The 23,882-nt window shown below is 60.2% G+C and carries 24 protein-coding genes; 13 read left to right on the top strand and 11 right to left on the bottom strand.

Annotated elements, in window-relative coordinates:
- Positions 1-77 precede the first annotated feature (77 nt).
- Positions 78-1,265, bottom strand: a complete 1,188-nt coding sequence (glp, locus tag K0P33_RS10520) for a gephyrin-like molybdotransferase Glp (protein WP_242156029.1) — start codon at positions 1,263-1,265, stop codon at positions 78-80.
- A gap of 22 nt (positions 1,266-1,287) precedes the next feature.
- The gene (gene moaB / locus K0P33_RS10515) at positions 1,288-1,827 is read right to left on the bottom strand and encodes a molybdenum cofactor biosynthesis protein B (protein ID WP_242155156.1); all 540 of its coding nucleotides are present in this window, start codon (positions 1,825-1,827) and stop codon (positions 1,288-1,290) included.
- Positions 1,828-1,904: 77 nt separating this feature from the next.
- Between moaB and mobA the strand changes: the two genes are divergently transcribed.
- Both mobA and K0P33_RS10505 read left to right on the top strand, forming a co-directional pair.
- On the top strand, positions 1,905-2,507 hold the full coding sequence (mobA, locus tag K0P33_RS10510) for a molybdenum cofactor guanylyltransferase MobA (protein ID WP_094951881.1): 603 nt from the start codon (positions 1,905-1,907) through the stop codon (positions 2,505-2,507).
- Between the two features lie 79 nt (positions 2,508-2,586).
- Positions 2,587-2,808 (top strand): YgdI/YgdR family lipoprotein, encoded by a 222-nt coding sequence (locus K0P33_RS10505; RefSeq protein WP_094951880.1) that lies wholly within the window; start codon positions 2,587-2,589, stop codon positions 2,806-2,808.
- Positions 2,809-2,863: 55 nt separating this feature from the next.
- On the opposite strand, the gene K0P33_RS10500 is transcribed toward K0P33_RS10505, so the two are convergent.
- From K0P33_RS10500 to K0P33_RS10490, 3 genes are all read right to left on the bottom strand, one after another.
- Complete coding sequence (locus K0P33_RS10500) at positions 2,864-3,754, bottom strand: pseudouridine synthase (RefSeq protein WP_242155154.1); 891 nt, start codon at positions 3,752-3,754, stop codon at positions 2,864-2,866.
- 72 nt (positions 3,755-3,826) lie between these two features.
- Positions 3,827-4,162, bottom strand: a complete 336-nt coding sequence (locus K0P33_RS10495; RefSeq protein ID WP_083359413.1) for a transcriptional regulator — start codon at positions 4,160-4,162, stop codon at positions 3,827-3,829.
- A 74-nt stretch (positions 4,163-4,236) separates the two neighbouring features.
- Positions 4,237-4,473 (bottom strand): glutaredoxin family protein, encoded by a 237-nt coding sequence (locus K0P33_RS10490; protein WP_094951879.1) that lies wholly within the window; start codon positions 4,471-4,473, stop codon positions 4,237-4,239.
- Between the two features lie 294 nt (positions 4,474-4,767).
- On the opposite strand from K0P33_RS10490, the gene K0P33_RS10485 reads away from it, so the two are divergent.
- Positions 4,768-6,486 carry a monovalent cation:proton antiporter-2 (CPA2) family protein gene (locus K0P33_RS10485; RefSeq protein ID WP_242155152.1) on the top strand — a complete coding sequence of 573 codons (1,719 nt, stop codon included), beginning with the start codon at positions 4,768-4,770 and terminating at the stop codon, positions 6,484-6,486.
- Here the strand turns inward: K0P33_RS10485 and K0P33_RS10480 are convergent.
- Complete coding sequence (locus K0P33_RS10480) at positions 6,473-7,681, bottom strand: ammonium transporter (RefSeq protein WP_242155150.1); 1,209 nt, start codon at positions 7,679-7,681, stop codon at positions 6,473-6,475. The two genes, K0P33_RS10485 and K0P33_RS10480, sit on opposite strands and share 14 nt — an antisense overlap.
- Positions 7,682-8,039: 358 nt before the next feature.
- Here K0P33_RS10480 and K0P33_RS10475 point away from each other — a divergent pair, with 358 nt between their 5' ends.
- From K0P33_RS10475 to K0P33_RS10440, 8 genes are all read left to right on the top strand, one after another.
- On the top strand, positions 8,040-8,354 hold the full coding sequence (locus K0P33_RS10475) for a YqjD family protein (protein ID WP_094951875.1): 315 nt from the start codon (positions 8,040-8,042) through the stop codon (positions 8,352-8,354).
- Between the two features lie 4 nt (positions 8,355-8,358).
- On the top strand, positions 8,359-8,745 hold the full coding sequence (locus tag K0P33_RS10470) for a phage holin family protein (RefSeq protein ID WP_083359418.1): 387 nt from the start codon (positions 8,359-8,361) through the stop codon (positions 8,743-8,745).
- Positions 8,742-9,077, top strand: coding sequence for a hypothetical protein (locus K0P33_RS10465; protein WP_242155148.1), 336 nt, complete (start codon positions 8,742-8,744; stop codon positions 9,075-9,077). The genes K0P33_RS10470 and K0P33_RS10465 overlap by 4 nt, the downstream gene beginning before the upstream one ends.
- Positions 9,078-9,170: 93 nt before the next feature.
- Entirely contained in the window at positions 9,171-10,334 is a 1,164-nt protein-coding gene (locus K0P33_RS10460) for an EAL domain-containing protein (protein WP_094951873.1), read from the top strand.
- 72 nt (positions 10,335-10,406) lie between these two features.
- Entirely contained in the window at positions 10,407-11,738 is a 1,332-nt protein-coding gene (locus K0P33_RS10455; RefSeq protein ID WP_094951872.1) for a deoxyguanosinetriphosphate triphosphohydrolase, read from the top strand.
- 173 nt (positions 11,739-11,911) lie between these two features.
- Complete coding sequence (locus K0P33_RS10450; RefSeq protein WP_094951871.1) at positions 11,912-12,307, top strand: response regulator; 396 nt, start codon at positions 11,912-11,914, stop codon at positions 12,305-12,307.
- 255 nt (positions 12,308-12,562) lie between these two features.
- Entirely contained in the window at positions 12,563-13,189 is a 627-nt protein-coding gene (locus tag K0P33_RS10445) for a response regulator transcription factor (RefSeq protein ID WP_094951870.1), read from the top strand.
- 8 nt (positions 13,190-13,197) lie between these two features.
- Positions 13,198-16,833, top strand: a complete 3,636-nt coding sequence (locus tag K0P33_RS10440) for a transporter substrate-binding domain-containing protein (protein WP_242155146.1) — start codon at positions 13,198-13,200, stop codon at positions 16,831-16,833.
- Positions 16,834-16,857: 24 nt separating this feature from the next.
- On the opposite strand, the gene K0P33_RS10435 is transcribed toward K0P33_RS10440, so the two are convergent.
- Entirely contained in the window at positions 16,858-17,340 is a 483-nt protein-coding gene (locus K0P33_RS10435; RefSeq protein WP_094951868.1) for a GAF domain-containing protein, read from the bottom strand.
- Entirely contained in the window at positions 17,337-18,227 is an 891-nt protein-coding gene (locus tag K0P33_RS10430) for an ATP-binding protein (RefSeq protein ID WP_094951867.1), read from the bottom strand. The genes K0P33_RS10435 and K0P33_RS10430 overlap by 4 nt, the downstream gene beginning before the upstream one ends.
- A 165-nt stretch (positions 18,228-18,392) precedes the next feature.
- Between K0P33_RS10430 and K0P33_RS10425 the strand changes: the two genes are divergently transcribed.
- Complete coding sequence (locus tag K0P33_RS10425) at positions 18,393-20,702, top strand: response regulator (protein ID WP_094951892.1); 2,310 nt, start codon at positions 18,393-18,395, stop codon at positions 20,700-20,702.
- On the opposite strand, the gene K0P33_RS10420 is transcribed toward K0P33_RS10425, so the two are convergent.
- From K0P33_RS10420 to msrB, 3 genes are all read right to left on the bottom strand, one after another.
- Positions 20,656-21,147 carry a MarR family transcriptional regulator gene (locus tag K0P33_RS10420; protein ID WP_242155144.1) on the bottom strand — a complete coding sequence of 164 codons (492 nt, stop codon included), beginning with the start codon at positions 21,145-21,147 and terminating at the stop codon, positions 20,656-20,658. The genes K0P33_RS10425 and K0P33_RS10420 overlap by 47 nt on opposite strands.
- Entirely contained in the window at positions 21,144-21,629 is a 486-nt protein-coding gene (locus K0P33_RS10415; RefSeq protein ID WP_094951865.1) for a glutathione peroxidase, read from the bottom strand. Before K0P33_RS10415 ends, K0P33_RS10420 begins: the two co-directional genes overlap by 4 nt.
- Positions 21,630-21,846: 217 nt before the next feature.
- Positions 21,847-22,239, bottom strand: coding sequence for a peptide-methionine (R)-S-oxide reductase MsrB (gene msrB / locus K0P33_RS10410; RefSeq protein ID WP_094951864.1), 393 nt, complete (start codon positions 22,237-22,239; stop codon positions 21,847-21,849).
- A 202-nt stretch (positions 22,240-22,441) separates the two neighbouring features.
- Between msrB and K0P33_RS10405 the strand changes: the two genes are divergently transcribed.
- On the top strand, positions 22,442-23,653 hold the full coding sequence (locus K0P33_RS10405) for a pyridoxal phosphate-dependent aminotransferase (RefSeq protein ID WP_017136168.1): 1,212 nt from the start codon (positions 22,442-22,444) through the stop codon (positions 23,651-23,653).
- The last annotated feature ends 229 nt before the right edge of the window (positions 23,654-23,882 follow it).

Here is a 23,882-nt window from a genome sequence, read left to right as displayed (position 1 = left end):
TACCCCTTGTGGCGAGCGGGCTTGTAGTGGCGAGCGGGCTCGCCACTACAAGCCCTCCCACATTTAGATCTCTATTGTCAGTTCAAGACTTCGCTCAGGGGAATGAAATTGACGCGGTCGCCGATAGCCAACGTCGTCCCTTCCAGCACCTCCACAAACCCTTCGGCCCACGCCGCGCTGCGCAGTACGCCGGAGCTCTGGTTGCGGTAGATGATCGCCTTGCCCTGCTCGATCCGCCCGCGCAGGTATTCGCGACGGTTGCCGGGTTTGGGCCATACGAACCCTGCCGGTACTTCGAACCGCAGCGGTTCGACGTCTTGCACACCTTGGCGGCGCAGCAGATAAGGCCGCGCCAGCAGCGCAAAGGTCACCAGGGTCGAGGCTGGGTTGCCAGGCAGGCCGATCACCGGCACACCGCGAAAGTGGCCGAAGGTCAATGGTTTGCCGGGTTTGATCGCCAGCTTCCACAGGGCCAGTTCGCCCTCTTCGCGCAGGGCGATACCGAGGAAGTCCGCCTCGCCCACTGACACACCGCCAGTCGACAGAATCAGGTCGACATTGCCCAGGTCCGCCAGGCGTTTGCGGGTTTTTTCCAGGTCATCCGGCAGAATCCCGGCATCAATCACTTCACAGCCCATTCGCGCCAACCAACTGCACAGCACGCGGCGGTTGCTGTTGTAGATCTGGCCCGGGCCCAGCGGCAGGCCGGGCTCGATCAACTCGTCACCGGTAGAAAGCACGGCCACGCGCACCCGGCGCACCACGTTCAGGCGGTCGTGGCCCAGGGACGCAGCCAGGCCCAGTTCGATCGGGCCTAAGCGCGTGCCTGCGGTCAACACCAACTCGCCTACAGTAGTTTCCTGGCCTTGCGGGCGGATGTTCTGGTCCACCTGTAGCGGCTCGGTGAAGCTCACGCGCTCGTCGGCGTGGACCACGGCGTTTTCCTGCATCTCCACGCAATCGGCGCCTTCGGGCACTGGCGCCCCGGTAAAGATGCGCGCGCAGGTGCCGGCGGCCAATGGCTGCGGCGCCTGGCCTGCGAAGATGCGCTGGCTGACGGGCAAGGGCTCGCCGACCCAGTCCGCAAGGCGCAGGGCGTAACCGTCCATGGCGCTGTTGGGCCAAGGCGGCAGGTCGAGGGTGGAGACTAAATCCTGCGCCAGCACGCGGCCGTCGCAGTCGGCCAAGGGCAGTACGTGCGGCTCACGGATCGGCGCGGCTTCGGCCATGTCCAGCAGTTGACGCAACGCGTCTTCCACCGGCATCAGCGCGCCGGTCTTGCCGGGCTTACCCACGGGATTGGCAGGGTTCGGCCTGCTTCAGGTGAGGGACGAAGTTGCACGGGCGGTGGCGGTTATCCAGTTGCTCGGCAAGGATGCCGTCCCAGCCGGTGCGCACCGCGTTGGTGGAGCCCGGCAGGCAGCACACCAGCGTGCCATTAGCCAGGCCGGCCAGCGCGCGCGATTGCACAGTGGAGGTGCCGATATCGGCCACGGAGATCTGGCGGAACAACTCGCCAAAACCGTCGACCTGTTTGTCCAGCAGGCAACTTACCGCTTCGGGCGTGCTGTCGCGGCCGGTGAAGCCGGTGCCGCCGGTGATCAGCACCACTTGCACCACGTCTTCGGCGATCCAGTGGGCGACTTGGGCGCGAATCTTGTAGAGATCGTCCTTGAGCAGCACGCGCTCGGCCAGGCTGTGGCCGGCGGCGGTCAGCCGGTCGACGAAGACCTGGCCCGAGGTGTCGGTGTCCAGGGTGCGGGTGTCGCTGACGGTCAGTACAGCAATATTCAGGGGTACGAAGGGCGCATCAGCCTTGGCGTTCATGGCTCGGTCCGGTTGTCGAAGGAACAGCCCGATGTTATATCACACAGGCCCTATTTACCTGCCCCAGCGGAACCGCCATGTCTCTCGATGCTTCGCCCCTGCCCTGTTCGATTTTGCTGCTGGCCGGTGGCCGCGGCCAACGCATGGGCGGCCAGGACAAAGGCCTGCTGCCCTGGCATGGCCAGCCCCTGATCGCGCACTTGCAGCGCCTGACACGGCCGCTCACGGATGACTTGATCATCTCGTGCAACCGCAACCATGACCACTATGCGCCCTATGCCGACCAGTTGGTGAGTGACGACAGCCCGGACTTCCCCGGCCCGCTGGCAGGCATCCGCACCGGATTAGCCGCCGCGCGTCATGCGCATTTGCTGATACTGCCGTGTGATGTGCCAAACATCGACGTGGGACTGCTCACCGACCTGCGTGAGATTGCACGCCGCAACCCGCAGCTACCGGTGATGGTGCGCCATGGTGAGTTCTGGGAACCCTTGATCTGCATCATCCCGACATACCTGCAAACCGAGGTAAAACGGGCCTGGGACGCCGGCGAACGTAGCCCCCGCAAGCTTTTTTTGCACCTGGGTGGCGTGGGCCTGGAGTGCCCGGCTGAAGACCCGCGCCTGGCCAACTTGAATACACCGAAGCTGTTGCACCCAGGCATCGGCGTGTCAGAATGAACCTCGAACAAGGAACTTTGTCGGCGCCGCGCGCGTCACAAGGTCAGCAATTTAAAAGAATTCTCTCGGAGACACACACATGACTCAACGGACCATCGCCGCTCTCATGCTTGCACTGGGCCTCGCCACGCTTGCCGGTTGCGCCTCGCCTACAGTGATCACCCTGAATGACGGTCGCGAAATCCAGGCCGTCGACACCCCTACATACGACAAGGCTTCGGGCTTCTATGAGTTCAAACAACTTGACGGTAAGCAGACCCGCATCAACAAAGATCAGGTTCGCACCGTTAAAGACCTGTAAGTCTTAGCGTTTGCCAACAAGGCCCGCCATGTGCGGGCCTTGTCGTTTCTGGGGGTTACCAGTCGAGGGTGATCTGGCTGCGAAAATCACGCTGTTCGCCGGTCACCGGGTCGATAAAGCGCACGCCTTGGGCCAGCAGTTTGAGCGGGTTGGCGTAATCGTCCTCGGCGTCCTTGATCACGTCAGGGTAGAACGGGTCATTGCAGATACTCGCCCCAAGCGCGGTCATGTGCACCCGCAGTTGGTGCTTCTTGCCGGTCACGGGGAATAGGCCGTAGCGCCATAGGTCGCCGTTTTTCTCACGTACTTCCACGGCAGTTTCAGTGTTGCTGACGCCGGGCCCTTCCTGCATGCGGAAGAACGGCTCGCCATCCACCAGACGGCTTTTGTGCACCCTGGGGAAGGTCAGGTTCGGCAAGGCTGGGGCGATGGCTTCGTAGAATTTGTCGATGCGACGCGTAGGGAACAGCTGTTGATACGCCGAACGGCTTTGCGGGTTGGCGCTGAACAGCACCAGCCCTGCGGTGTGCCGGTCGATACGGTGCAAGGGCACCAAAGAGGGGTTATCCAGGCGACGGATCAAACGGCGCAGCAGGGTCTGCTCGACGTACTCACCGGCTGGCGTCACCGGCAGAAAGTGCGGTTTGTCGGCGACCACCAGGTGCTCGTCGGCGTACAGGATGGTTTCCTGAACCGGGATCACCTTTTCATTCGGCACTTCGCGGAAGTAGTAGATGCACAGGCCTTCCTTGTAGGCCAGACCCAGGCTGATCGGCGTACCGTTGATGTCGAGTACCCGACCACGGGCGATGCGGTCCAGCCAGTGTTCACGGCTGATCGCCGGGAAGTGCTCGCACAGGCAGTCCAGCACCGTCGCCCAGGGGCCAGGCGGCAAATACAGCGTGCTGGCTTGGTGTTGCGAAGCGGAAAAACCGGATGTGGACATGAAAATGCTCGAGGCCTGGAAAATCAGGCAGGCATTATCCCGCATGGAGCACGATGGAGCCTAGGGCGGATCTCAGGCCTTGGCCAATTGCGCGCGCAGGACCGGCGAGGCGCTGGCGGCGTCGGTGAATTCCTTGAGCCAGCGCAGCACGTCCACCGCTTCCCAGCGGCCGGGATCGTAAAGCGCGTACAGCAAGCCCTGATAACCCACCACATCCAACTGCTTGTGGTAACCGGCGCGCTGGAACAACGCCTCGATCTCGGCAAAGCAGGTATTGAAATGCACTTTATTAAACGGCGTCTTGCCTTCCGTGACCAGGCCATCGAGGCGCAGCTCGTTCACCGCGTCGCGCACGACGTCGGCGGACATGCGATTGACGCTGCTTTTCAGTTGTTCAACATTCACCACGGGCGTTCCCTCTATTCCATCACTGTACAAGCATACAGTAACGTAATATTTGGAAACCCACCATCGGAGAAAACTTAAGAAAGGAAGGCAACAATCTGTCCAGTGTCGAATGGCCAGTCCAGTTCTGCCCCGGTATCCACCCGGCGAAGCACCGGAATCCGCAGGCCGTAGGCTTCGGTCAGATCATCGGGGTCGGTGATATCCACCAGTTCTACCAGCAACCCATGTTCGACGAGTGGCATGATTTCGACTTCGGCGATCTCACAAAGATGGCAACCCAGGGTGCCGAATAACTGGCATTCAGGAAGCATGGCGAATGGGCCTGATCAGAAAGTGGGACTTTATTCTATGCCCAGCGAATACCTGTGGCGAGCGGGCTTGCCCCGCGTTGGGCTGCGAAGCGGCCCCAGTGCGGCTGATGCGGCTTCCCGGTTAAAACTTGCTCACAGGTTTTCAGGCCGCTTCGCGCCCCAACGCGGGGCAAGCCCGCTTGCCACCACAAGCCCACTTAACCCACACAACCCCTGACACAGATCAGCATGGCCTATAACTGATTCAGCGATTCTCGCGCCTTTTTGTCCATTCAACCTGCAAGGAAGCTGCTCGTGTTCGCCAACCTGCTGATCATTCTGGCCTCATCCCTGGTGGTGATTGCGCTGTTTCGCCGGCTGCAACTGCCGCCCGTGCTGGGCTACCTGTGCGTGGGCCTGGCTGTGGGGCCCACCGCACTGGACTGGGTGAATGACAGCGAAGACCTGCCCGACCTCGCCGAACTGGGGGTGGTGTTCCTGCTGTTTTCCCTCGGGTTGGAGTTTTCCCTGACCAAGATGCTCGCGCTGCGCAGCGTGGTGTTTGGCCTGGGCAGTTTGCAGGTACTCGGTTGCGGGGTGTTGTTGGGCGGCGTGCTGATGGGCTTCGGCCTGGCACCTGGCGTCGCGCTGTTGCTCGGCGCGGGCTTGGCGCTGTCCTCCACGGCTATCGTCAGCAAGGAGTTGACCAGCCTTGGGGAAATCTTCAGCAGCCATGGCCAGAACGCGATTGGCGTGTTGCTGTTCCAGGACGTGGTGGCTGTGTTGCTGCTGACCTTGGTGCCGGTGTTTGCCGGTAGCAGCGAGCAAGCCTGGTATTGGGCGCTGCCGCTGACCCTGGGCAAAACCGTGTTGTTGTTCGTCGGCCTGCTATTGGCCAGCCGCTGGTTACTGCCACGTCTGTTCCATGAAGTCGCCGCTTCGCACTCGGCAGAGTTGTTTGTGCTGTTGGCGCTGGTGATCGTGTTGCTTACCGCCTGGCTCACGCATTTGCTGGGCCTCTCCCCTGCGCTCGGCGCTTTTCTGGCCGGCATGCTGTTGGGGGAAAGCCACTACCGGCATCAGATCGAAGCGGATATCCGGCCGTTTCGCGACATTCTGCTGGGGCTGTTTTTCGTCAGCATCGGCATGCTTATCGACCTGCAGTTATTCATCAGCCACAGCCTGTTGATCCTCGGCCTGACCCTCGCACTGATGCTGATCAAGGGCTGCGTCGTGGCGGCCCTGGTCAAGCTGCGCGGCAGCGACAGTGAAACCGCGTGGCGCAGCGGCCTGGCCCTGGCGCAAGGGGGCGAGTTCTGTTTTGCGTTGATGGCACAGATGCAACAGAGCCAGCTGATCCCGGACGAATTCAATGGGTTGCTGCTTGCCGCCACTTTCTGCTCGATGTTGCTGACCCCGCTGTTACTGCGCGCGGCCCCCACGCTTGCCCTGCGCCTGCACCGCAAGCCCAATCAGCAGGTGCAGCTGGAAGAAATCACCGCACTCAATGCCGAGTTACGCGGCCACGCCGTGATTTGCGGGTACGGTCGGGTCGGGCAGTCCATCGGTCGATTTCTACGCCAGGAGCAACAGGCGTTTATCGCCCTGGATGACGACCCCGAGCGTGTGAATGAAGCCGCCACCGAAGACAGCAGCGTGCATTACGGCGACTGCCGCCGTGGTGCCCTGCTCTGCGCGGTCGGCCTGGAACGTGCGCGGTTGGTGGTCATCGCCGTGGATAACAGCGATGTCGCCCTGACGGTGCTGAAAGAGGCGAGAAGGATCAACCCACAAGTCCCCATCCTCGTGCGCACTCGCGATGACAGCCAACTGGCTGAGCTGAAAGCGGCAGGCGCCAGTGAAGTGGTGCCTGAGCTGTTGGAGTCGAGCTTGATGCTCGCCTCTCACGCCTTGATCCTGCTGGGCCTGCCGGACCAACAGGTGCAAGCGCGGGTGAATGAGGTGCGGCATAGCCGCTATCGCCTGCTGCACGGTTTCTACCCGGAGAGAGAAGCACCGATTAATCCTGACTGACCGAGCCAATCTTGTGGATCGACAGGTCCGCGCCGTAGTACTCCTGCTCCTGGCTCAGGCGCAGCCCGTGCACACGCTTAATCACGCCATACACCAGCAGGCCGCCGAGCAGCGCCACCACCACGCCAAGGGCGGTGCCGATCAACTGGCTGATCAGGCTTACGCCACCCAGGCCGCCGAGGGCGGTTTGGCCAAAGATGCCGCATGCGATGCCGCCCCACACGCCGCATAGGCCGTGCAACGGCCACACACCTAGCACGTCGTCGATCTTCCAGCGATCCTGGGCCGCGATGAAGCACCACACAAACAAACCGCCGGCGACCGCACCGGTGACCAGCGCGCCCACCGGGTGCATCAGGTCGGAGCCGGCGCAAATCGCCACCAGCCCGGCGAGCGGGCCGTTATGCAAAAAGCCCGGGTCATTACGACCGATCACCAAGGCGGCGACCGTGCCGCCGACCATCGCCATCAGCGAGTTAACCGCCACCAGCCCGCTGACGCCGTTGAGGGTTTGCGCACTCATTACGTTAAAGCCGAACCAGCCGACAATCAGGATCCACGAGCCCAGCGCCAAAAACGGAATGCTCGACGGCGCGAAGGCCACCAGCCGCCCTTCACGGTATCGCCCGTTACGCGGCCCCAGCAGCAACACGGCCGCCAGCGCCAGCCAGCCGCCCATGGCGTGCACCACCACGGAGCCGGCAAAGTCATGGAAACTGGCACCAAAGGTCGCCAGCAGCCAGGCTTGCAGGCCGAAGTTGCCGTTCCAGACTATGCCTTCAAAAAACGGGTAGATAAACGCCACGATCAGCGCGGTGGCGCACAGCTGCGGGGCGAACTTTGCCCGTTCGGCTATGCCCCCGGAAATGATCGCCGGAATGGCCGCGGCGAACGTCAGCAGGAAGAAGAACTTCACCAGGCCATAGCCATGATCGGCACTGAGCACCGCGGCCGGTTGCATGAAGCTCACGCCGTAGGAGATCCAATAGCCTATAAAGAAATAGGCCAGGGTGGAGATGGCAAAGTCGCTGAGGATCTTCGACAAGGCATTCACCTGGTTTTTCTGGCGCACGGTGCCGACTTCCAGGAACGCGAAGCCGGCGTGCATGGCCAGGACCATGACCGCGCCGATCAGGATGAACAGGGTGTTGGAGCTGTGGACGAGGGTGTCCACTGCACTTTGCAAATTTTCCATGGAGGTTGGCAGGCCTGCAATAAGGCAAAAAGCACCAAAGCGGTTCAAGCCAGAGTTTCGCGCACTAAATTGGCACCACCGGCCCCGCCCCTCTTCAGAGGGCGTGAACCGCTTTAGCGCAGCGATCAACACAACAGGCCGTTGCCGACAGGGTTTTTCCGCGAGTTTCAGTTATTTAGGGTAAGGTTTTTGTAGGCATTCGCCTCAACCGCCCGGATTCAGCGCAGGCCCCGGGGCCTGCGCACCAAGGCAAAGCAAAAGCTGTACCAGACAATTGCAGTGAACCTTCACCGATACTGGTGACTCGAAAACTGACGTAACTAAAATATGTACAGATCAGCCAATCACGGAGATACCCATGGCCAGAAGAACTGCAAAGACTGCGCAAGAAATACTGATGGCGGATTTTCAAACCCTGGTCAGTGACACTGAAAGGTTGCTGGACGACACCGCCGTGCTGGCCGGTGACCAGGCTGATGAGCTGCGCACCAAGATTCACGAAAGCCTGCTCAAGGCCCGCGAAACCCTGCAACTGACCGAAGACTCCCTGCGCGAACGCGGCCAGGCGGCCGTCACCGCCACCGAAGATTACGTGCAAGCCAACCCTTGGCAGTCGGTGGGCATTGCCGCCGGCGTGGGCTTTTTGATCGGTCTGCTGGCTACAAGGCGCTAATACCATGTCTATCGGCGAATCCGGCTCGTCCACGAGCTCAAGCTCCACTTCCCGACGCCTGGGCGCGGCCGTTCTGGGCTTGCTGCACAGCCACGTCGAATTGTTTGGCATAGAGTTGCAGGAGCAGAAATCCCGCACGGTCAGCTTGTTGTTGTTTGCGGGCCTGGCACTGGTGTTCGCCTTGCTGTTGCTGGTGGGGTTATCGGCACTGGTGATGATTCTGGTATGGGACACCTACCGCCTCACCGGGATTATCAGCCTGTGCGTGTTCTACACCCTGGCCGCGGCCTTCTGCGGTGTGCGCTTGAAAGCGGCGATATTCGATGAATCAACGCCCTTCCACGCCACCCTCGAAGAGCTGGCCAATGATCGGGAGCGCCTGCTGCCATGAGCTTGACTGAAATCCCGCAAAACACTTCCCGCCGGGAAATGCGCAAGGCGTTGATCCGCCTGCGCATGGAAATGCACCGCCAGGAGATTCGCCACGAGTCCCAGCAACTCATGGTGCCCCTGAATAAAGTGCGCGACCTGCGCCACAACTGGCAGGACAGCCTGGGCATCAAGCACGCGCCGCTGTGGGGCGTGGCAGCGGTGACGCTGATGGGCTTTTTCACCGGCAAAGGTGCCAAGGGCGGCAGTATCAGCAGCCTGACGCGCCTGGTGCGGTTGGGGGCCGGTTTGATCCCGCTAATCAAATTGGCCATGGCAGGGCGCAAGCGTTAAGCGCTGCTGGCTGCATTCTTGCAAACAGAATCGGCCCGGCCCTCGTCACTGAGGGCCGGGCCTTTTTTTCGCCGACGTTTTTAAGGAGGCCCCGTGATCGACGGGCAACCGCTCGCCTGTTTCCAGCCATTTATCGACACTGCCACTGGGCGCATCGCCGGCGTCGAGGCCCTCGGCCGCCTGCGCCAGGCGGATGACAGCTTGCAGTCGGTCGGCCCACTGTTCGCCGACCGACGCACGCCTGGTGTGGCTTTGCGCCGCCTCGACCGGCAGATCCGCGACAATGCCTTGAGCCGCCTGCACGAGGCGCCCGAAGACTGGTTCCTCAGCCTGAACATCTCCCCACGCTGGATCAACCGCCTGCGTCCCGGCCAAGCCTTGCCCAGCTTGAAGCAGGTGCATGCGCACGGCGTTGACCCGCAGCGCATAGTGTTCGAGATCACCGAACTGGGCGGCGACATCCAGCGACTGGCCGACGTGGTGGCGCGTTATCGCGAGGCCGGAGCACGCATCGCCATTGATGACTTCGGCGCCGGCTATTCGCAGCTCGACCGGGTGCTGGCGTTGCAGCCAGATATTCTCAAGTTGGACATGCGCCTGTTCCAGGAAGCGGCCAAGGGCGGGCCGAGCAGCGAGGTGGTACGGGCACTGGCGCAAATGGCCGAAAAGACCGGCTGTTGGATCATCGCCGAGGGCGTGGAAACCGAGGCACAGTTGAGCTTCGCCCTGGAATGCGGCGCGCGCTACGTACAGGGCTATCTGTTTGCCCAGGCGCAGTTAGACTGGTTTTCCGCCGATGCCTTCGTGGCGCGCTTTGCCCAACTGCGTACGGTTTACGTAAAGCAAAAACTCGCCGAGCGCGGCCGTATCATGCAGTTGCGCCTGAAACTGGCCGAGCTGATGAAGATCCTGCAGGCTTGGGCACAGGGCCAGGCGCCGCTTGATCAATTACCGCAATTGCCGGACTTCCCCTGGTTGCTGCGTTTTTACCAGTGCGACCGCCATGGCACTCAACTCACGCCCAACTTCGAATGGCGCCAGGACGCCTGGCAGGCCGACAGCCGTTACCTGGGGCATAACTGGTCGTGGCGGCCCTACTTCTATCATTTGCTCGCCGAAGGCTGGGAGGAACGACGCCTGACGCTGTCCTCGACCTACCGCGATGCCACCACCAACCAGTATTGCCTGACCGCCGGACAATTCTTCAATAACGGTCAGCGTTTGCTGTTAATCGATATTGATGCGGTCGGCCTGTAGATTTTCGCTTGCTCCGCCAAGGCGGAACCGGGAAGCTGGGCGGTGTCATTCACCACACGGAGAGCACCCGCCTTGGATTGGCCCACCCTGCTTAACCGCGAACGTCTTGGAAAGCCCCTGCATAGCCCGGAAGAACTGGGCCGCAGCCCGTTCCACAAGGACCACGACCGCATTATTTTCTCTGGCGCGTTCCGCCGCCTGGGCCGCAAGACCCAAGTGCACCCGGTGTCCAGCAACGACCATATCCACACCCGCCTGACCCACTCCCTGGAAGTCAGCTGTGTGGGCCGCTCCCTCGGCATGCGCGTGGGCGAAACGCTGCGCAGCGCCCTGCCCGACTGGTGCGACCCGAGCGACCTGGGCATGGTGGTGCAATCGGCCTGCCTGGCCCATGACATTGGTAACCCACCGTTCGGGCATTCCGGTGAAGATGCCATTCGGCACTGGTTCCAACAGGCGGCGGGTCGTGGCTGGCTGGATGACATGAGCACCGCCGAGCGCAATGACTTCCTCAATTTCGAAGGCAATGCCCAAGGCTTTCGCGTACTGACTCAGCTTGAATACCACCAGTTCGACGGTGGCACCCGCCTGACCTACGCCACCTTGGGCACGTACCTGAAATACCCCTGGACCGCCCGTCACGCGGACTCGCTGGGCTACAAGAAGCATAAGTTCGGCTGCTACCAGAGCGAGCTGCCGATCCTTGAGCAGATCGCCAGTAAGCTCGGCCTGCCACAGCTGGAAGAACAACGCTGGGCCCGTCACCCGCTGGTTTACCTGATGGAGGCGGCAGACGATATCTGCTACGCCTTGATCGACCTCGAAGACGGCCTGGAAATGGAGTTGCTGCAATATGCCGAGGTCGAGTCATTGCTGCTCGACCTGGTGGGCGACGACCTGCCTCAGACGTACCGGCAGCTGGGTTCCCAAGACTCGCGCCGACGCAAGCTGGCGATCCTGCGTGGCAAGGCCATCGAACACCTGACCAATGCCGCCGCGCGGGCCTTTGTCGAACAACAGGATGCCTTGCTCGCCGGCACGCTCCCAGGCGATCTGGTGGAGCACATGCATGGCCCCGCCAAGCGTTGCGTACTGGATGCCAAGGACATGGCCCGCAAGAAAATCTTCCAGGACAAGCGCAAGACCCTGCATGAAATCGGTGCCTACACCACGCTGGAAATCCTCTTGAACGCCTTTTGCGGCGCAGCGCTGGAGCAGCATGGCGGGCGCACGCCGTCGTTCAAGAACCGGCGCATCCTCGACTTGCTGGGTAACAGTGCACCTAACCCGCACGGGTCGTTGCACGCCTCGTTCCTGCGCATGATCGACTTTATCGCCGGCATGACGGACAGCTACGCCACCGAGATGGCACGGGAGATGACGGGGCGTTCCAGCCCACAGTGAACAGACTGGTCACGCCGCCTGTTGCCCGAACAGATTTTACCTACGACGGGAACAGAGCGGCCTGATCGAATTCGCACAGCCACTCAAGGAATAATCGCGCACGCTTCTGGCGGACCTGGCGAGTAATTCCTACGCCCTACCCCATCGACGCTTGACTGACACGTGTGCCTCTTATGCCCAGACTCGCTCTTCGAATCCTATTGGTGGAGGATCACCCCTTTCAGCTCCTGGCCACTCAGTGCCTGCTCAACAGTTTCGGTTTTAACCAACTGAGCCTCGCCGAAAATGCTGAACAGGCCATCCGCGTAATGTCACAGTCCGAGGCGCCCTTTGACCTCATGCTATGCGACCAATGCCTGCCTGATTTACCTGGGTTGGAACTGGTGGAAATCGCCAGTCGGCGACACTTTATAAGGGGCGCGATTCTACTGAGCGGGCTGCCTCTTGCGGAACTGTCTAACCTGACCACCCAAGCCTTGCAACGCAACCTGCCACTGCTTGGCTATTTATTAAAACCCCTAAACAAAGACGAACTGGCAACGTTAATTGCGCCACTACTCCATTTATAAATGTAGGACTTTAAACGCGCCCACTTACGAAAGATCACCTGAAAACCTCAGCTAAACCCCTCGCACCGCTCCTGAATGCATGATTCCAATAATTGCTTACACCTACCGACACAAAGCCTTACCAGCCGGTGGGCAGTTACCTTTTTTTATGTAGGAATTCTCTTGTTTTATACCTACTCCCTCCAAGGCTCATGCTCCTCCCTCATCTTCTGAGCTAATGTGCCCGCTTTATTTGCACTTGCATGGAATGTGATTATGAACACAGTTTTTATCATTGATGACCACCCCGTTATCCGGTTGGCAATTCGGATGTTGTTGGAACATGAAGGTTATAAAGTCGTCGGTGAAACGGACAACGGCTGTGATGCAATACAAATGGTTCGCGAATGCCTGCCGGACCTGATCATCCTGGATATCAGTATTCCTAAACTTGATGGCCTCGAGGTACTGTGCCGATTCAACGCCATGAGCACATCCATGAAAACCCTGATTCTCACCGCCCAAAGCCCGACGCTGTTCGCCACGCGGTGCATGCGCTCGGGCGCCGATGGCTATGTGTGCAAGGAAGGTGACCTGAGCGAGCTGCTGAGCGCCATCCGCGCGGTGCTCTCCGGCTACAACTATTTCCCCAGCCAGGCATTGAATGCCAATGGCACCGACGGCAAGGATTACCTGGAACTTGAATTATTCAAGACGGTAAATGACCGAGAACTGATGGTCTTGCAACTTTTTGCACAAGGTCGCACCAACAAAGAAATAGCCAAAGGCATGTTCTTAAGTAACAAGACAGTAAGCACTTACAAAAAAAGGCTGATGCAAAAACTTAAAGCCAAATCCTTGGTAGAACTTATCGAGATGGCAAAACGAAACGCGCTAGTGTGAGAAAGCGGATGCCCAGGTGTATAAAGGACTATCTAATTATATTAATCGCCGGCGTGTGCTTCAGCACTGCTGTGCCCGCGAGCACTCAAGCCGGCCCGGAACACTTCACCTTATTGAGCCGTGCGGGTGCCGTTCAACTGGATCTTCAACTGGACAAGGCTCAGCGTCAGTGGCTACAGAACAAACGCGAGCTGGTGCTGGGCACCTCGGCACCTGATTACCCGCCCTTCGATCTCACCTCCAGCGGCCGTGACTATGAGGGCCTGACCGCCGATTACGCGGGGCTGCTGGCCAAAGCCCTGGCGATGCCGGTCAAGGTTGTGCGCCACCCCTCGCGAGAGGCGTCGATACATGCCCTGGAAACGGGCGAAATTGACTTACTGGGCTCCTCCAATGGCTTTGAGGCCGCCAACTCGAACCTCATCCTGTCGCAGCCGTACGCGGTGGATCAGCCTGTACTGGTGACCCGCGAGGGCGAAACACGCAGCTTGAGCGACGGCCTGGCCGGTCTGCGCTTGAGCCTGGTCTACCACTACCTGCCGCTCAACGAAGTGGAAAAGATGTACCCGCAAGCACAAATCCGCGCCTATCCCTCGTATCAAAACGCCTTGAATGCGGTGGCTTTCGATCAGGCGGATGTGTTTCTCGGCGACACCATTTCTACCCATTACATGATTAACAAGGGCTACCTGAAGAACATCCGCATGGCCAACTTCGGCAAACATGAAGCCTATGGTTTCAGCTTTGCGTTGCGCCAGGACCAACACATTCTCCTCGGTATCGTCGACTCGGTGCTGGCCGCCGTGCCCATCAACGAGCGGGACAGCATCGCCAAGCGCTGGAGCGCCGGCAGCGATATCTTGCTGACCGACAAAAAGCTGCAGTTGACGCAGCGCGAAGAGCGTTGGCTGAAAGAGCATCCGGTGGTGAACGTCGTTGTAAACGAGACCTTCGCGCCCCTGACGTTCTTCGATGCCGACGGCAACTTTCGCGGCATCACCGCAGACCTGCTGGAGCTGATCCGACTGCGTACCGGCTTGCGTTTCGAAATCCAGCGCAGTCGCGAAGTCAACGCGATGATCGAACAGGTCGTCTCCGGCAAAGCCGATATCATTGGGGCCATCGCGCCGAGTGCCGAAAGAGAAGCCCAGCTCAGTTTCAGCCGCCCCTACCTGGAAAACTCCTACGTCCTGCTGACCCGTAAAGAGCCCAACGCGCCCTCGAACCTGGAGCAGATGGCAGGCATGCGCCTGGCAATCACCGAAGGCAACCCACTGGAAAAAACCTTGCGCGAGGATTTTCCACTGATTCACCTGGTGCAAGTCAGTGACACCTTCAAGGCCTCAGAACTGCTGGCCCAGGGGAATGTAGACGGGGCGGTGAACTCGCTGGTGATCGCCAACTACTTCCTGTCCTCGCAAGTGTTCCAGGACAAGCTGCAGATCAGTTCCAGCATCGGCACCCTGCCCGCGACATTCGCCCTGGCAACGCCGCGCCGCGCCGTCGAACTGAGTTCAATCCTGGACAAGGCGCTATTGAGCATTGCGCCAGACGAAATGGGCGTGATCAACAGTCGCTGGCGCGGTTACACCGCTGCCTCCGACAGTTACTGGCGCAATTACCACCAACTGATCGCACAAATCATCATCGGTACGGGGCTGTTGTTGCTGATTTCCCTGACCTGGAACGCCTACATGCGCCGCCAGATCAAGCAACGGAAGATGGCCGAGCGCGCCCTCGGCGATCAGTTCGAATTCATGCGCGCACTGGTCAACGAAACGCCGCACCCGATCTATGTGCGTGATCGCAAGGGGCTGCTGCAAACCTGCAATGACAGTTACCTGCAGGTGTTCGACGTCAAGCGCGAAGAGGTGATCGGCAAAAGTGTTGTCCAGATGGACATGGCCCTGGAGTCGGAGGCGGCGCAGTACCACGCCGACTACCAACGGGTAGTGGTCGAAGGCAACCCGTTGATCCTTGATCGCACCCTGCATATCCAAGGTAAAAAACTGACGATCTACCATTGGATCCTGCCCTATCGCGACTCGGTCGGCGAAGTGCAAGGCATCATCGGCGGCTGGATCGACATCAGTGAGCGGCGTCAGCTGTTCGACGAACTGCGCGCCGCCAAGGAACGCGCCGACGAAGCCAATCGCGCCAAAAGTACCTTTCTCGCCACCATGAGCCATGAAATCCGCACGCCGATGAACGCCGTGATCGGTATGTTGGAGCTGACCCTCAAGCGCGCCGACCAGGGCCACCTCGATCGCCCGGCTATCGAAGTGGCCTACAACTCCGCCAAGGACCTGCTGGAGCTGATCGGCGACATCCTGGACATTGCGCGCATCGAGTCCGGCCGTCTGAGCCTGGCCCCAGAGCGCGTGAACCTGCGGGAGGTGATCGAATCGGTGGTGCGCGTCTTTGATGGCCTGGCCCGCCAGAAAACCCTCAGCCTACTACTTGAGTTCGACCCCGTTCTCGACGACACCGCCGTGCTGATCGACCCCTTGCGCTTCAAGCAGGTGCTGTCCAACCTGGTCAGCAACGCCATCAAGTTCACCGAACGCGGGCAGGTGAAAATCAAGGTACAAGTGCAAGCCACCGAGCTGCCGCAAGAAATCCAGATGAAACTGGTGGTCGAGGACACCGGCATAGGCATCAGCCGAGACGACCAGTTGCGGCTGTTCGAGCCCTTTGCCCAGGCCGACAACTCCGGGCACTTGGCCAGGAGCGGCGCAGGCCTTGGGCTGGTGATCTGTCGCAGCCTGTGCGCGATGATGGGTGGGCAACTGAGCCTGAGCAGCGTGCCGATGGTCGGCACGCAGGTTCATGTCAGCCTGAAGATGACGCGCCTGCAGCCGGTCGAGGTGGTGGACGAACTCAAGTCGCAGGCGCCCACCGCCACGCCGGTCCTCAATGTGCTGGTAGTGGACGACCACCCGGCTAACCGCCTGTTGATGTGCCAGCAATTGGGTTACCTGGGGCATCAGTTCACGGCCGCCCAGCACGGCGCCGCCGGGTTCCAGGCCTGGCGCCAGGAGCGCTTCGACCTGGTGATAGCCGACTGCAACATGCCCGTTATGAATGGCTACGAGTTGAGCCGCTCGATCCGTGAATACGAGCATCGAGAGCAATTGGCGCCTTGTGTGGTTCTCGGTTTCACCGCCAATGCCCAACCCGAGGAGAAACACCGCTGTGCGCAAGCGGGCATGAACGATTGCCTGTTCAAACCTATCAGCCTCACGGCACTGGAGCAGCAACTGGCGCAGATCAAGCCTCAAGCTGCGGGCTTGCTGCTGGACCTGGGCTGCCTGGACGCGTTGACCGGTGGCGATCCGCTATTGAGCCGTCGCCTGCTGGAGGAACTGTTAAGCAGCAGCCGTCAGGACCGCCAGGAACTGGTCGCCCTCCTGGCTCAACAGGCCTCGCCCGAGCAGATCATTGAGCAAGCCCACAAGATCAAGGGCGCTGCCCGGATCGTTCAGGCCGGCCCGCTGGCCGCGCAATGCGAAGCACTCGAGCAGGCCTGTGCCCGCAGCGATGATCGCGCCATGATCGAGGCGTACGTGAAGTCCCTGGAAAAACTCATGCTGGAACTGGAGAGGACGCTGCAAGTGCAACTCCATAATCTGGCCAGCCACTAACCGAGGCTGGCCCCTCCTCACTCATCAGCAGTCGGTCAAACGCAGGAAAATTGCCGCCAACTGCTCGATACCCGCCTGGTCCTGAAGGCTGAAACGGGCCAGCGACGGGCTGTCCAGGTCCAGCACGCCGATCAACACGCCGTCCTTGACCAGCGGCACCACCAGCTCGCTGTTAGACGCGCTGTCACAGGCGATATGCCCGGGGAATGCGTGAACATCTTCCACCCGCTGGGTTTGCCGCGATGCCGCTGCAGCCCCGCACACCCCACGCCCGAACGGAATTCGCACACAGGCGATCTGGCCCTGGAACGGGCCAAGCACCAGCTCTTCATTACGATTGAGGTAGAAGCCTGCCCAGTTCAGGTCGTCCAGCTGGTTGAACAGAAACGCAGAAAACTGCGCACTGTTGGCAATGAAATCGCGCTCATCGGCCAGCAGCGACTCCAACTGCGCGCACAACATGGCATAGCCGTCCAGGCCGGTGCCGGCCTGTTGTAAATCGATCATGGTTGACGCTCCAACAACTTGAGACCCACCCAGTAACGGGCGAATTGATACGCGCAACGGCCGTTGCGGTTGCCACGCCCGGTGGCCCAACGCACGGCAAGAATGTCGAGAGCTTCATCGCGCTGCCATTGCAAACCCGACTTGCTCGCCAGTTCGCCGATCCAGTGCTCGACCACCTTCAGGAAGTGTTCCTGGCTAAATGGGTAAAACGACAGCCACAGGCCAAAACGGTCGGACAAGGCGATCTTGTCTTCCACCGCCTCACTGGGGTGCAACTCGCCATCCACTCGCTTCCAGTTGTCGTTGTCGCTCTGGTTTTCCGGCACCAGGTGACGACGGTTGGAGGTGGCATACAGCAACACGTTTTCCGGCGCCTGCTCCAGCGAGCCGTCCAGCACGCTCTTGAGCACGCGGTAATCGCCTTCCCCGGCCTCGAAAGACAGGTCATCACAGAACAGGATGAACCGCTGCGGCAGCTTGAGCAGTTGCTCGACCACCCGCGGCAGGTCAGCCAAGTGATCACGCTCGATTTCAATCAAGCGCAAGCCGGCCTTGGCGTGCTGGGCAAGCAGTGCGCGTACCATCGACGATTTGCCGGTACCGCGTGAGCCCCACAGCAGCGCATGGTTGGCGGGCAGGCCATCGAGAAATTGTTGGGTGTTGCGAGCCAATTGCTCGCGTTGCTTGTCTACGCCAATAAGGTCGGACAGACGCATGTCCAGGCTGACTTCCAGCGGCAGCAAAAAGCCGCTGCGGCCTTCGCGCTGCCAACGGGCGGCGAGGCAATGGTTCCAGTCGATGGCGTGGCGTGGTGCAGGTAACAGCGGTTCCAAGCGAGCAAGTACTGCATCGGCCCGCTCAAGAAAGGCATTCAATCGAGAATCCACGATTATTCCTCTGGCAAGTTCTTGCAAAAGATGGCGTATTGGCAACCCTGCGGGCAGACCGCACAAGGCTGCGTAAAAAAACGATTCATGCCGGTCAAGCCAGAGCCTGTGGATGTTCAGCTATGCTTGCCGGGCGAAGGGAAACGTAAAGTGGTTCAACACCCGATGGATATCAAGTTCGCCCACCGCTTGTCTTATAAACAAGCTCAATTGACTGTGCTGGTCGGTTTCGTCTTGGGAACCTTGCTCAGTCTGATCCAAATCGGCATTGATTATGCCAGCGAAGACGCATCCATCAACCGTGAAATACGCTCACTGATCGAAATCAGCCATAACCCTGCCTCACGTATTGCCTACAACATCGACGCCGAACTTGCCCAGGAATTGACCCTGGGCCTGCTGCACTCCCCGGCGATCATCCGTGCACAACTGGTCGACAACAATGGCGTGGTGCTGGCCGATGTCGATCGCCCGCGCAAGGAAAGCACCTACCGGCCGATCAGCGACTTTCTATTCGGCGCCAACCGTCAGTTCGAAGACCGGTTGTTCCTCAAACATATGCCCAACGATTCCCTCGGTGTGCTGCGCCTGGACGTCGACACCTACGCCTTTGGCAGCCGTTTCCTACACCGTGCCGAGATCACCCTGCTCAACGGCTTTGCCCGCAGCCTGCTGCTGACCGGCATCCTGCTAGGCCTGTTCTACGTGATGCTGACCCAACCGCTGGTGCGCGTTATCCGGGCACTGAGCACCCGCAAGCAGGCCCATCTGGATTGTCCGCCGGGGCACGAGAACGATGAAATCGGCGTGCTGGTCAGCGTCGCCAACCAGCAGTTCGAAAACATGGAGACCGAGATCCAGCAACGCCGCCACGCCGAAGACCGCCTCACCGAATACTTGGGCCAACTGGAAGACATCGTCTCTGCGCGCACCCTAGAACTCAAGGCCAGCAACCAACGCTTGAGCCAATCCAACGATGAACTGGAGGCGGCAAAATTGACCGCCTTGGGCATGGCCCAGGCGCGAGCTGCGTTCCTGGCCAATATGAGCCACGAGATTCGCACGCCGCTCAATGGCTTGCTGGGGATGATCGCGCTGTCACTGGACAGCACGCTGAACGCCGAACAGCGCCAGCAGCTGTCCATCGCTCACGATTCGGGCAAGGTGTTGGTGGAGTTGCTCAACGACATCCTCGATCTGTCGAAATTCGACGCCGGCCAGTTGGAACTCGAGCACATTCCCTTCGACCTCGGCTCGCTGGTAGAAGACACCGCCAACCTGCTGTCGCAGAACGCCGCGCCGAGTGTCGAGTTGACCTGCCTGATCGACCCGCTCTTTCCCGCCCAGGTGATTGGCGACCCGACACGGGTACGCCAGATCGTCAGCAACCTGCTCTCCAATGCCTTGAAGTTCACCCGCTTTGGCCGCGTGGATGTACGCCTCAGCGCCCACGATGGCCGGGTGAAAGTCGAAGTGTGTGACACCGGCATCGGCATTGCCCTGGAAGCGCAGGTCAAGATATTCCAACCGTTCACCCAGGCGGGCGCGGGTATCACTCGCCAGTTTGGCGGCACGGGACTGGGGCTGGCGCTGACGCACAACCTGTGTGACGCAATGAAAGGCCGCTTGAGCATCAGCTCGGAAGTCGGCTTTGGCAGCCAGTTCTGTGCCGATCTGCCGCTGCCCACGCATTTGCCCGCAGCGCGGCAGGCGCCGCTGGCCGGTGAAGTGATTGTCATCACCAGCGCCGGCAGCGGCCTGACGGAATTGCTCACCACCTTGCTGCCCCATTGGGGGCTGGCCCCGCGTGTCTATTCCCAAGACGATGACTTGAGTGGGCAAAATCCCGACCTGCTGATCACCGATTGCCCGGAGTGCCTGTTCCGCCTGCGCCCGGCGATCAGCGCGCCGATTCTTCTGGTCACCTCGTATGGCAACTTCATGCCCAGCGAAGAAGTCGCGGCCCTGGCGCCATTGCAGCAACAGGCGCGCCCGCTGAGTCGAAACGCGCTGTACCAGATCCTGCAACGCAACTTGCGCAGCGACGCGCAACTGATCCTCGACACCCTCCAGATGGAAGCCGCGCCCTTCGCACACCGGGCGTGCATCCTGCTGGTGGAGGACAACCCGGTCAATCAGCTAGTGGCCAAGGGCATGCTCAGCAAGCTGGGGTGCGAGGTGATTGTGGCGGCCCATGGTGGCGAAGCGCTCAAGCTCCTCGAGGAACAGCGCTTCGACATGGTGTTGATGGACTGCAATATGCCGGTGATGGACGGCTATGAGGCCAGCCGGCAGATTCGTCGCAGCGGGCGCTGGCCGGACCTGCCTATCGTCGCGTTGACCGCCAACGCCTTGCCGGAGGAGCGCGAGCGTTGCCGGGCCGCCGGAATGAGTGATTACCTGGCCAAGCCGTTTCGCCGCGAAGAACTCAAGGCTTTGCTGGATCTGTGGGTGCCGCAGACGACAAGCCTTTGATCTGCGCCAGCAACTGATCGAGGCCATCGCGCAAGGCATCGGCCTGGTTCAGGTCGATGCCGCTGTCGCACAACAGCCGGGTCTTGAGGCCATGGGTTTGGTCGCGCAATTGCACGCCGGCCGGGGTCAAGCTCAAGTGCACTTCCCGCTCATCGCGCGCGCTGCGTTGGCGCCGCACCCAGGCAAGCTGTTCAAGGCGCTTGAGCAGCGGCGTCAGCGTGCCCGAATCGAGCATCAACCGCTCCCCCAACGCCTTGACCGTAGGCTGCGGCGGGGTTGCGTCGTGCCATTCCCACAACACCAGCATCACCACGTATTGCGGGTAAGTCAGGCCCAACTGGTCGAGCATCGGTTTGTAGGCGCGTGTCACTGCCCGCGATGCGGCGTAAAGCTTGAAACACAGCTGATCGTCCAAGGCCAGGGACACAGTGGGGGCGTCGATCATTTGAGCAGGGCTTCAATCTCTTGGGTCAGGTCCTGGGGCTTGGTGGTCGGGGCAAAACGCTTGACCACCTGGCCATCGCGGCCGATCAGGAACTTGGTGAAATTCCACTTGATACCTTTGGAACCCAGCAACCCAGGCGCTTGTTTTTTAAGCTGCACGAACAACGGGTGGGCCTCGCTGCCGTTGACGTCGATCTTTTTGAACAGCGGGAAGCTGACGCCGAAATTCAACTCGCAGAACTCGGAAATCGCGCCTTCGTTACCCGGCTCCTGCTTACCGAACTGGTTGCAGGGAAAACCCAGCACCACCAGGCCCTGGTCCTTGTACTGCTGCCAGAGGTGTTCAAGACCTTTGTATTGCGGGGTGAAGCCACATTTGCTGGCGGTGTTGACCACCAAAATGGCCTTGCCGGCGAAATCGGCTAAGGTCTTTTGCTCACCCTTGAGGGTGGTGCACGGGATGCTCAGCAGGTTGTCGCTCATGGCAGTGCCTCGAATAAAGGGGAAGACACAGAAAGATAGTAGGCAATTCAATTGCACGCAATTTAATTGATCGGATTGATGATGCGTACTCGGTTCAAATGTGGAAGCCGAGCTTGCCCGCGATGCAGGCACCTCGGTCTCTCAGTTGCTCCGAGGTGCCTGCATCGCAGGCAAGCCAGCTCCCACACACGTCCACATTGGGTAGGTGTTGCCTGCCCTAGCGCGGGACGAGGTCCAGGCACACCGAGTTGATGCAGTAACGCAGGCCCGTCGGCGGCGGGCCGTCCGGGAACACGTGACCCAGGTGCGCATCGCACTTGCCGCAGGTGACTTCGGTGCGGATCATGCCGTGGCTGACGTCGCGGATCTCGATCATCGCGCTGCCGGCAATCGGCGCGTAGAAGCTCGGCCAGCCGCAGCCGGAATCGAATTTGGTCTTGGAGTCGAACAGTGGCTCATTGCAGCAAATGCAGTGGTATATGCCATCTGTCTTGGTGCCATTGTACTTACCGCTGAAAGGTCGCTCGGTGCCCTTGAGACGGCACACGTTGTACTGCTCTGGATCGAGCATCGCCTTCCATTCATCAACGGTTTTCTGCAACTTTTCCATCGGTACACCTCGGCAACTGAAAAACCCTGATCTGTGTCTTTTCCATAGATCAGGCGGCACGTATGATTGCGCCTCTTCAAAACGCCAGTCTGGCACCCGCGCTATCGGCATTCAAACGTATTTATGGGTGCAGGCCTCGCAGGATTCACAGTACGGTAGTGTCCACACCGTCTGGATCGTTCATTTTCAGGATCACATCGCCATGCAGGTCAGCAAATCGAACAAGCTCGCCAACGTCTGCTACGACATTCGCGGCCCAGTGCTCAAGCACGCCAAACGCCTGGAAGAGGAAGGCCATCGCATCCTCAAGCTGAACATTGGCAACCCGGCGCCCTTTGGTTTCGAAGCGCCGGACGAAATCCTCCAGGATGTGATCCGCAACCTGCCGACCGCCCAGGGCTACAGCGACTCCAAAGGCCTGTTCAGCGCGCGTAAAGCCGTGATGCAGTACTACCAGCAAAAGCAGGTGGAAGGTGTCGGCATCGAAGACATCTACCTGGGCAATGGCGTGTCCGAGCTGATCGTGATGTCCATGCAGGCCTTGCTCAACAACGGCGACGAGGTGCTGGTGCCGGCGCCCGACTACCCGCTATGGACCGCCGCAGTGACCCTGGCCGGCGGCCACCCGGTGCACTACCTGTGCGATGAAGGTGCCGACTGGTTCCCGGACCTGGCCGACATCAAGGCCAAGATCACCCCGAACACCAAGGCCCTGGTGATCATCAACCCGAACAACCCAACCGGCGCTGTGTACTCCAAGGAAGTGCTGCTGGGCATGCTTGAACTGGCACGCCAGCACAACCTGGTGGTGTTCTCCGACGAGATCTACGACAAGATCCTCTACGATGACGCCGTGCACATCTGCACCGGCTCCCTGGCGCCGGACCTGCTGTGCCTGACCTTCAATGGCTTGTCCAAGTCCTACCGCGTGGCGGGTTTCCGCTCCGGCTGGATCGCCATCTCGGGCCCCAAGCACAACGCCCAGAGCTACATCGAAGGCATCGACATGCTGGCCAACATGCGCCTGTGTGCCAACGTGCCGAGCCAGCACGCGATCCAGACTGCGCTTGGCGGCTATCAGAGCATCAACGACCTGGTATTGCCCCAGGGCCGCCTGCTGGAACAGCGCAACCGCACCTGGGAGTTGCTCAACGCGATTCCGGGTGTCAGCTGCGTGAAACCCATGGGCGCACTGTATGCGTTCCCACGGATCGACCCGAAAGTCTGCCCGATCCTCAACGACGAGAAGTTCGTGCTCGACCTGCTGCTGTCGGAAAAGCTGCTGGTGGTGCAGGGAACCGCGTTCAACTGGCCGTGGCCGGATCACTTCCGTGTGGTGACGTTGCCGCGCGTGGATGACCTGGACATGGCCATTGGTCGCATCGGCAACTTCCTCAAGTCCTATCGCCAGTAACGCATGTGACGCTGTACGACCGGCATTCGGTCGTACAGCGAGTATCTGGCAACACTTCTCTGCGCTACACCCCTCTCCCGCTATCGCTGCACACCATGGACCGGTCAGCCCCTTGCAATTACGGGACGCGAAGGCATGAGTGCAGTGGCCTATGCTTGCTTTGCAGGTCGGAAAATCCCTTCAAGGCGCTTCATTCTTGCTGTAGGACACAGTTTGAAATAGTCGCTCG

The sequence above is a fragment of the Pseudomonas sp. ArH3a genome (assembly GCF_022648765.1).
Classification (GTDB): Bacteria; Pseudomonadota; Gammaproteobacteria; order Pseudomonadales; family Pseudomonadaceae; genus Aquipseudomonas.
The sequence above is the reverse complement of the archived record's forward strand: the minus strand, read 5'-3'. Positions and strand labels throughout refer to the sequence as shown.

Coding starts and splice junctions, on each gene's coding strand:
- K0P33_RS10420 (WP_242155144.1), bottom strand. CDS start 21,147: ATGATCGACGCCCCCACTGTGTCCCTGGCCTTGGACGATCAGCTGTGT.
- K0P33_RS10425 (WP_094951892.1), top strand. CDS start 18,393: ATGGATATCAAGTTCGCCCACCGCTTGTCTTATAAACAAGCTCAATTG.
- msrB (WP_094951864.1), bottom strand. CDS start 22,239: ATGGAAAAGTTGCAGAAAACCGTTGATGAATGGAAGGCGATGCTCGAT.
- K0P33_RS10470 (WP_083359418.1), top strand. CDS start 8,359: ATGTCTATCGGCGAATCCGGCTCGTCCACGAGCTCAAGCTCCACTTCC.
- K0P33_RS10465 (WP_242155148.1), top strand. CDS start 8,742: ATGAGCTTGACTGAAATCCCGCAAAACACTTCCCGCCGGGAAATGCGC.
- K0P33_RS10440 (WP_242155146.1), top strand. CDS start 13,198: ATGCCCAGGTGTATAAAGGACTATCTAATTATATTAATCGCCGGCGTG.
- K0P33_RS10435 (WP_094951868.1), bottom strand. CDS start 17,340: ATGATCGATTTACAACAGGCCGGCACCGGCCTGGACGGCTATGCCATG.
- moaB (WP_242155156.1), bottom strand. CDS start 1,827: ATGAACGCCAAGGCTGATGCGCCCTTCGTACCCCTGAATATTGCTGTA.
- K0P33_RS10450 (WP_094951871.1), top strand. CDS start 11,912: ATGCCCAGACTCGCTCTTCGAATCCTATTGGTGGAGGATCACCCCTTT.
- K0P33_RS10480 (WP_242155150.1), bottom strand. CDS start 7,681: ATGGAAAATTTGCAAAGTGCAGTGGACACCCTCGTCCACAGCTCCAAC.
- K0P33_RS10475 (WP_094951875.1), top strand. CDS start 8,040: ATGGCCAGAAGAACTGCAAAGACTGCGCAAGAAATACTGATGGCGGAT.
- K0P33_RS10445 (WP_094951870.1), top strand. CDS start 12,563: ATGAACACAGTTTTTATCATTGATGACCACCCCGTTATCCGGTTGGCA.
- K0P33_RS10415 (WP_094951865.1), bottom strand. CDS start 21,629: ATGAGCGACAACCTGCTGAGCATCCCGTGCACCACCCTCAAGGGTGAG.
- K0P33_RS10490 (WP_094951879.1), bottom strand. CDS start 4,473: ATGCTTCCTGAATGCCAGTTATTCGGCACCCTGGGTTGCCATCTTTGT.
- K0P33_RS10405 (WP_017136168.1), top strand. CDS start 22,442: ATGCAGGTCAGCAAATCGAACAAGCTCGCCAACGTCTGCTACGACATT.
- mobA (WP_094951881.1), top strand. CDS start 1,905: ATGTCTCTCGATGCTTCGCCCCTGCCCTGTTCGATTTTGCTGCTGGCC.
- K0P33_RS10500 (WP_242155154.1), bottom strand. CDS start 3,754: ATGTCCACATCCGGTTTTTCCGCTTCGCAACACCAAGCCAGCACGCTG.
- glp (WP_242156029.1), bottom strand. CDS start 1,265: ATGCCGGTGGAAGACGCGTTGCGTCAACTGCTGGACATGGCCGAAGCC.
- K0P33_RS10505 (WP_094951880.1), top strand. CDS start 2,587: ATGACTCAACGGACCATCGCCGCTCTCATGCTTGCACTGGGCCTCGCC.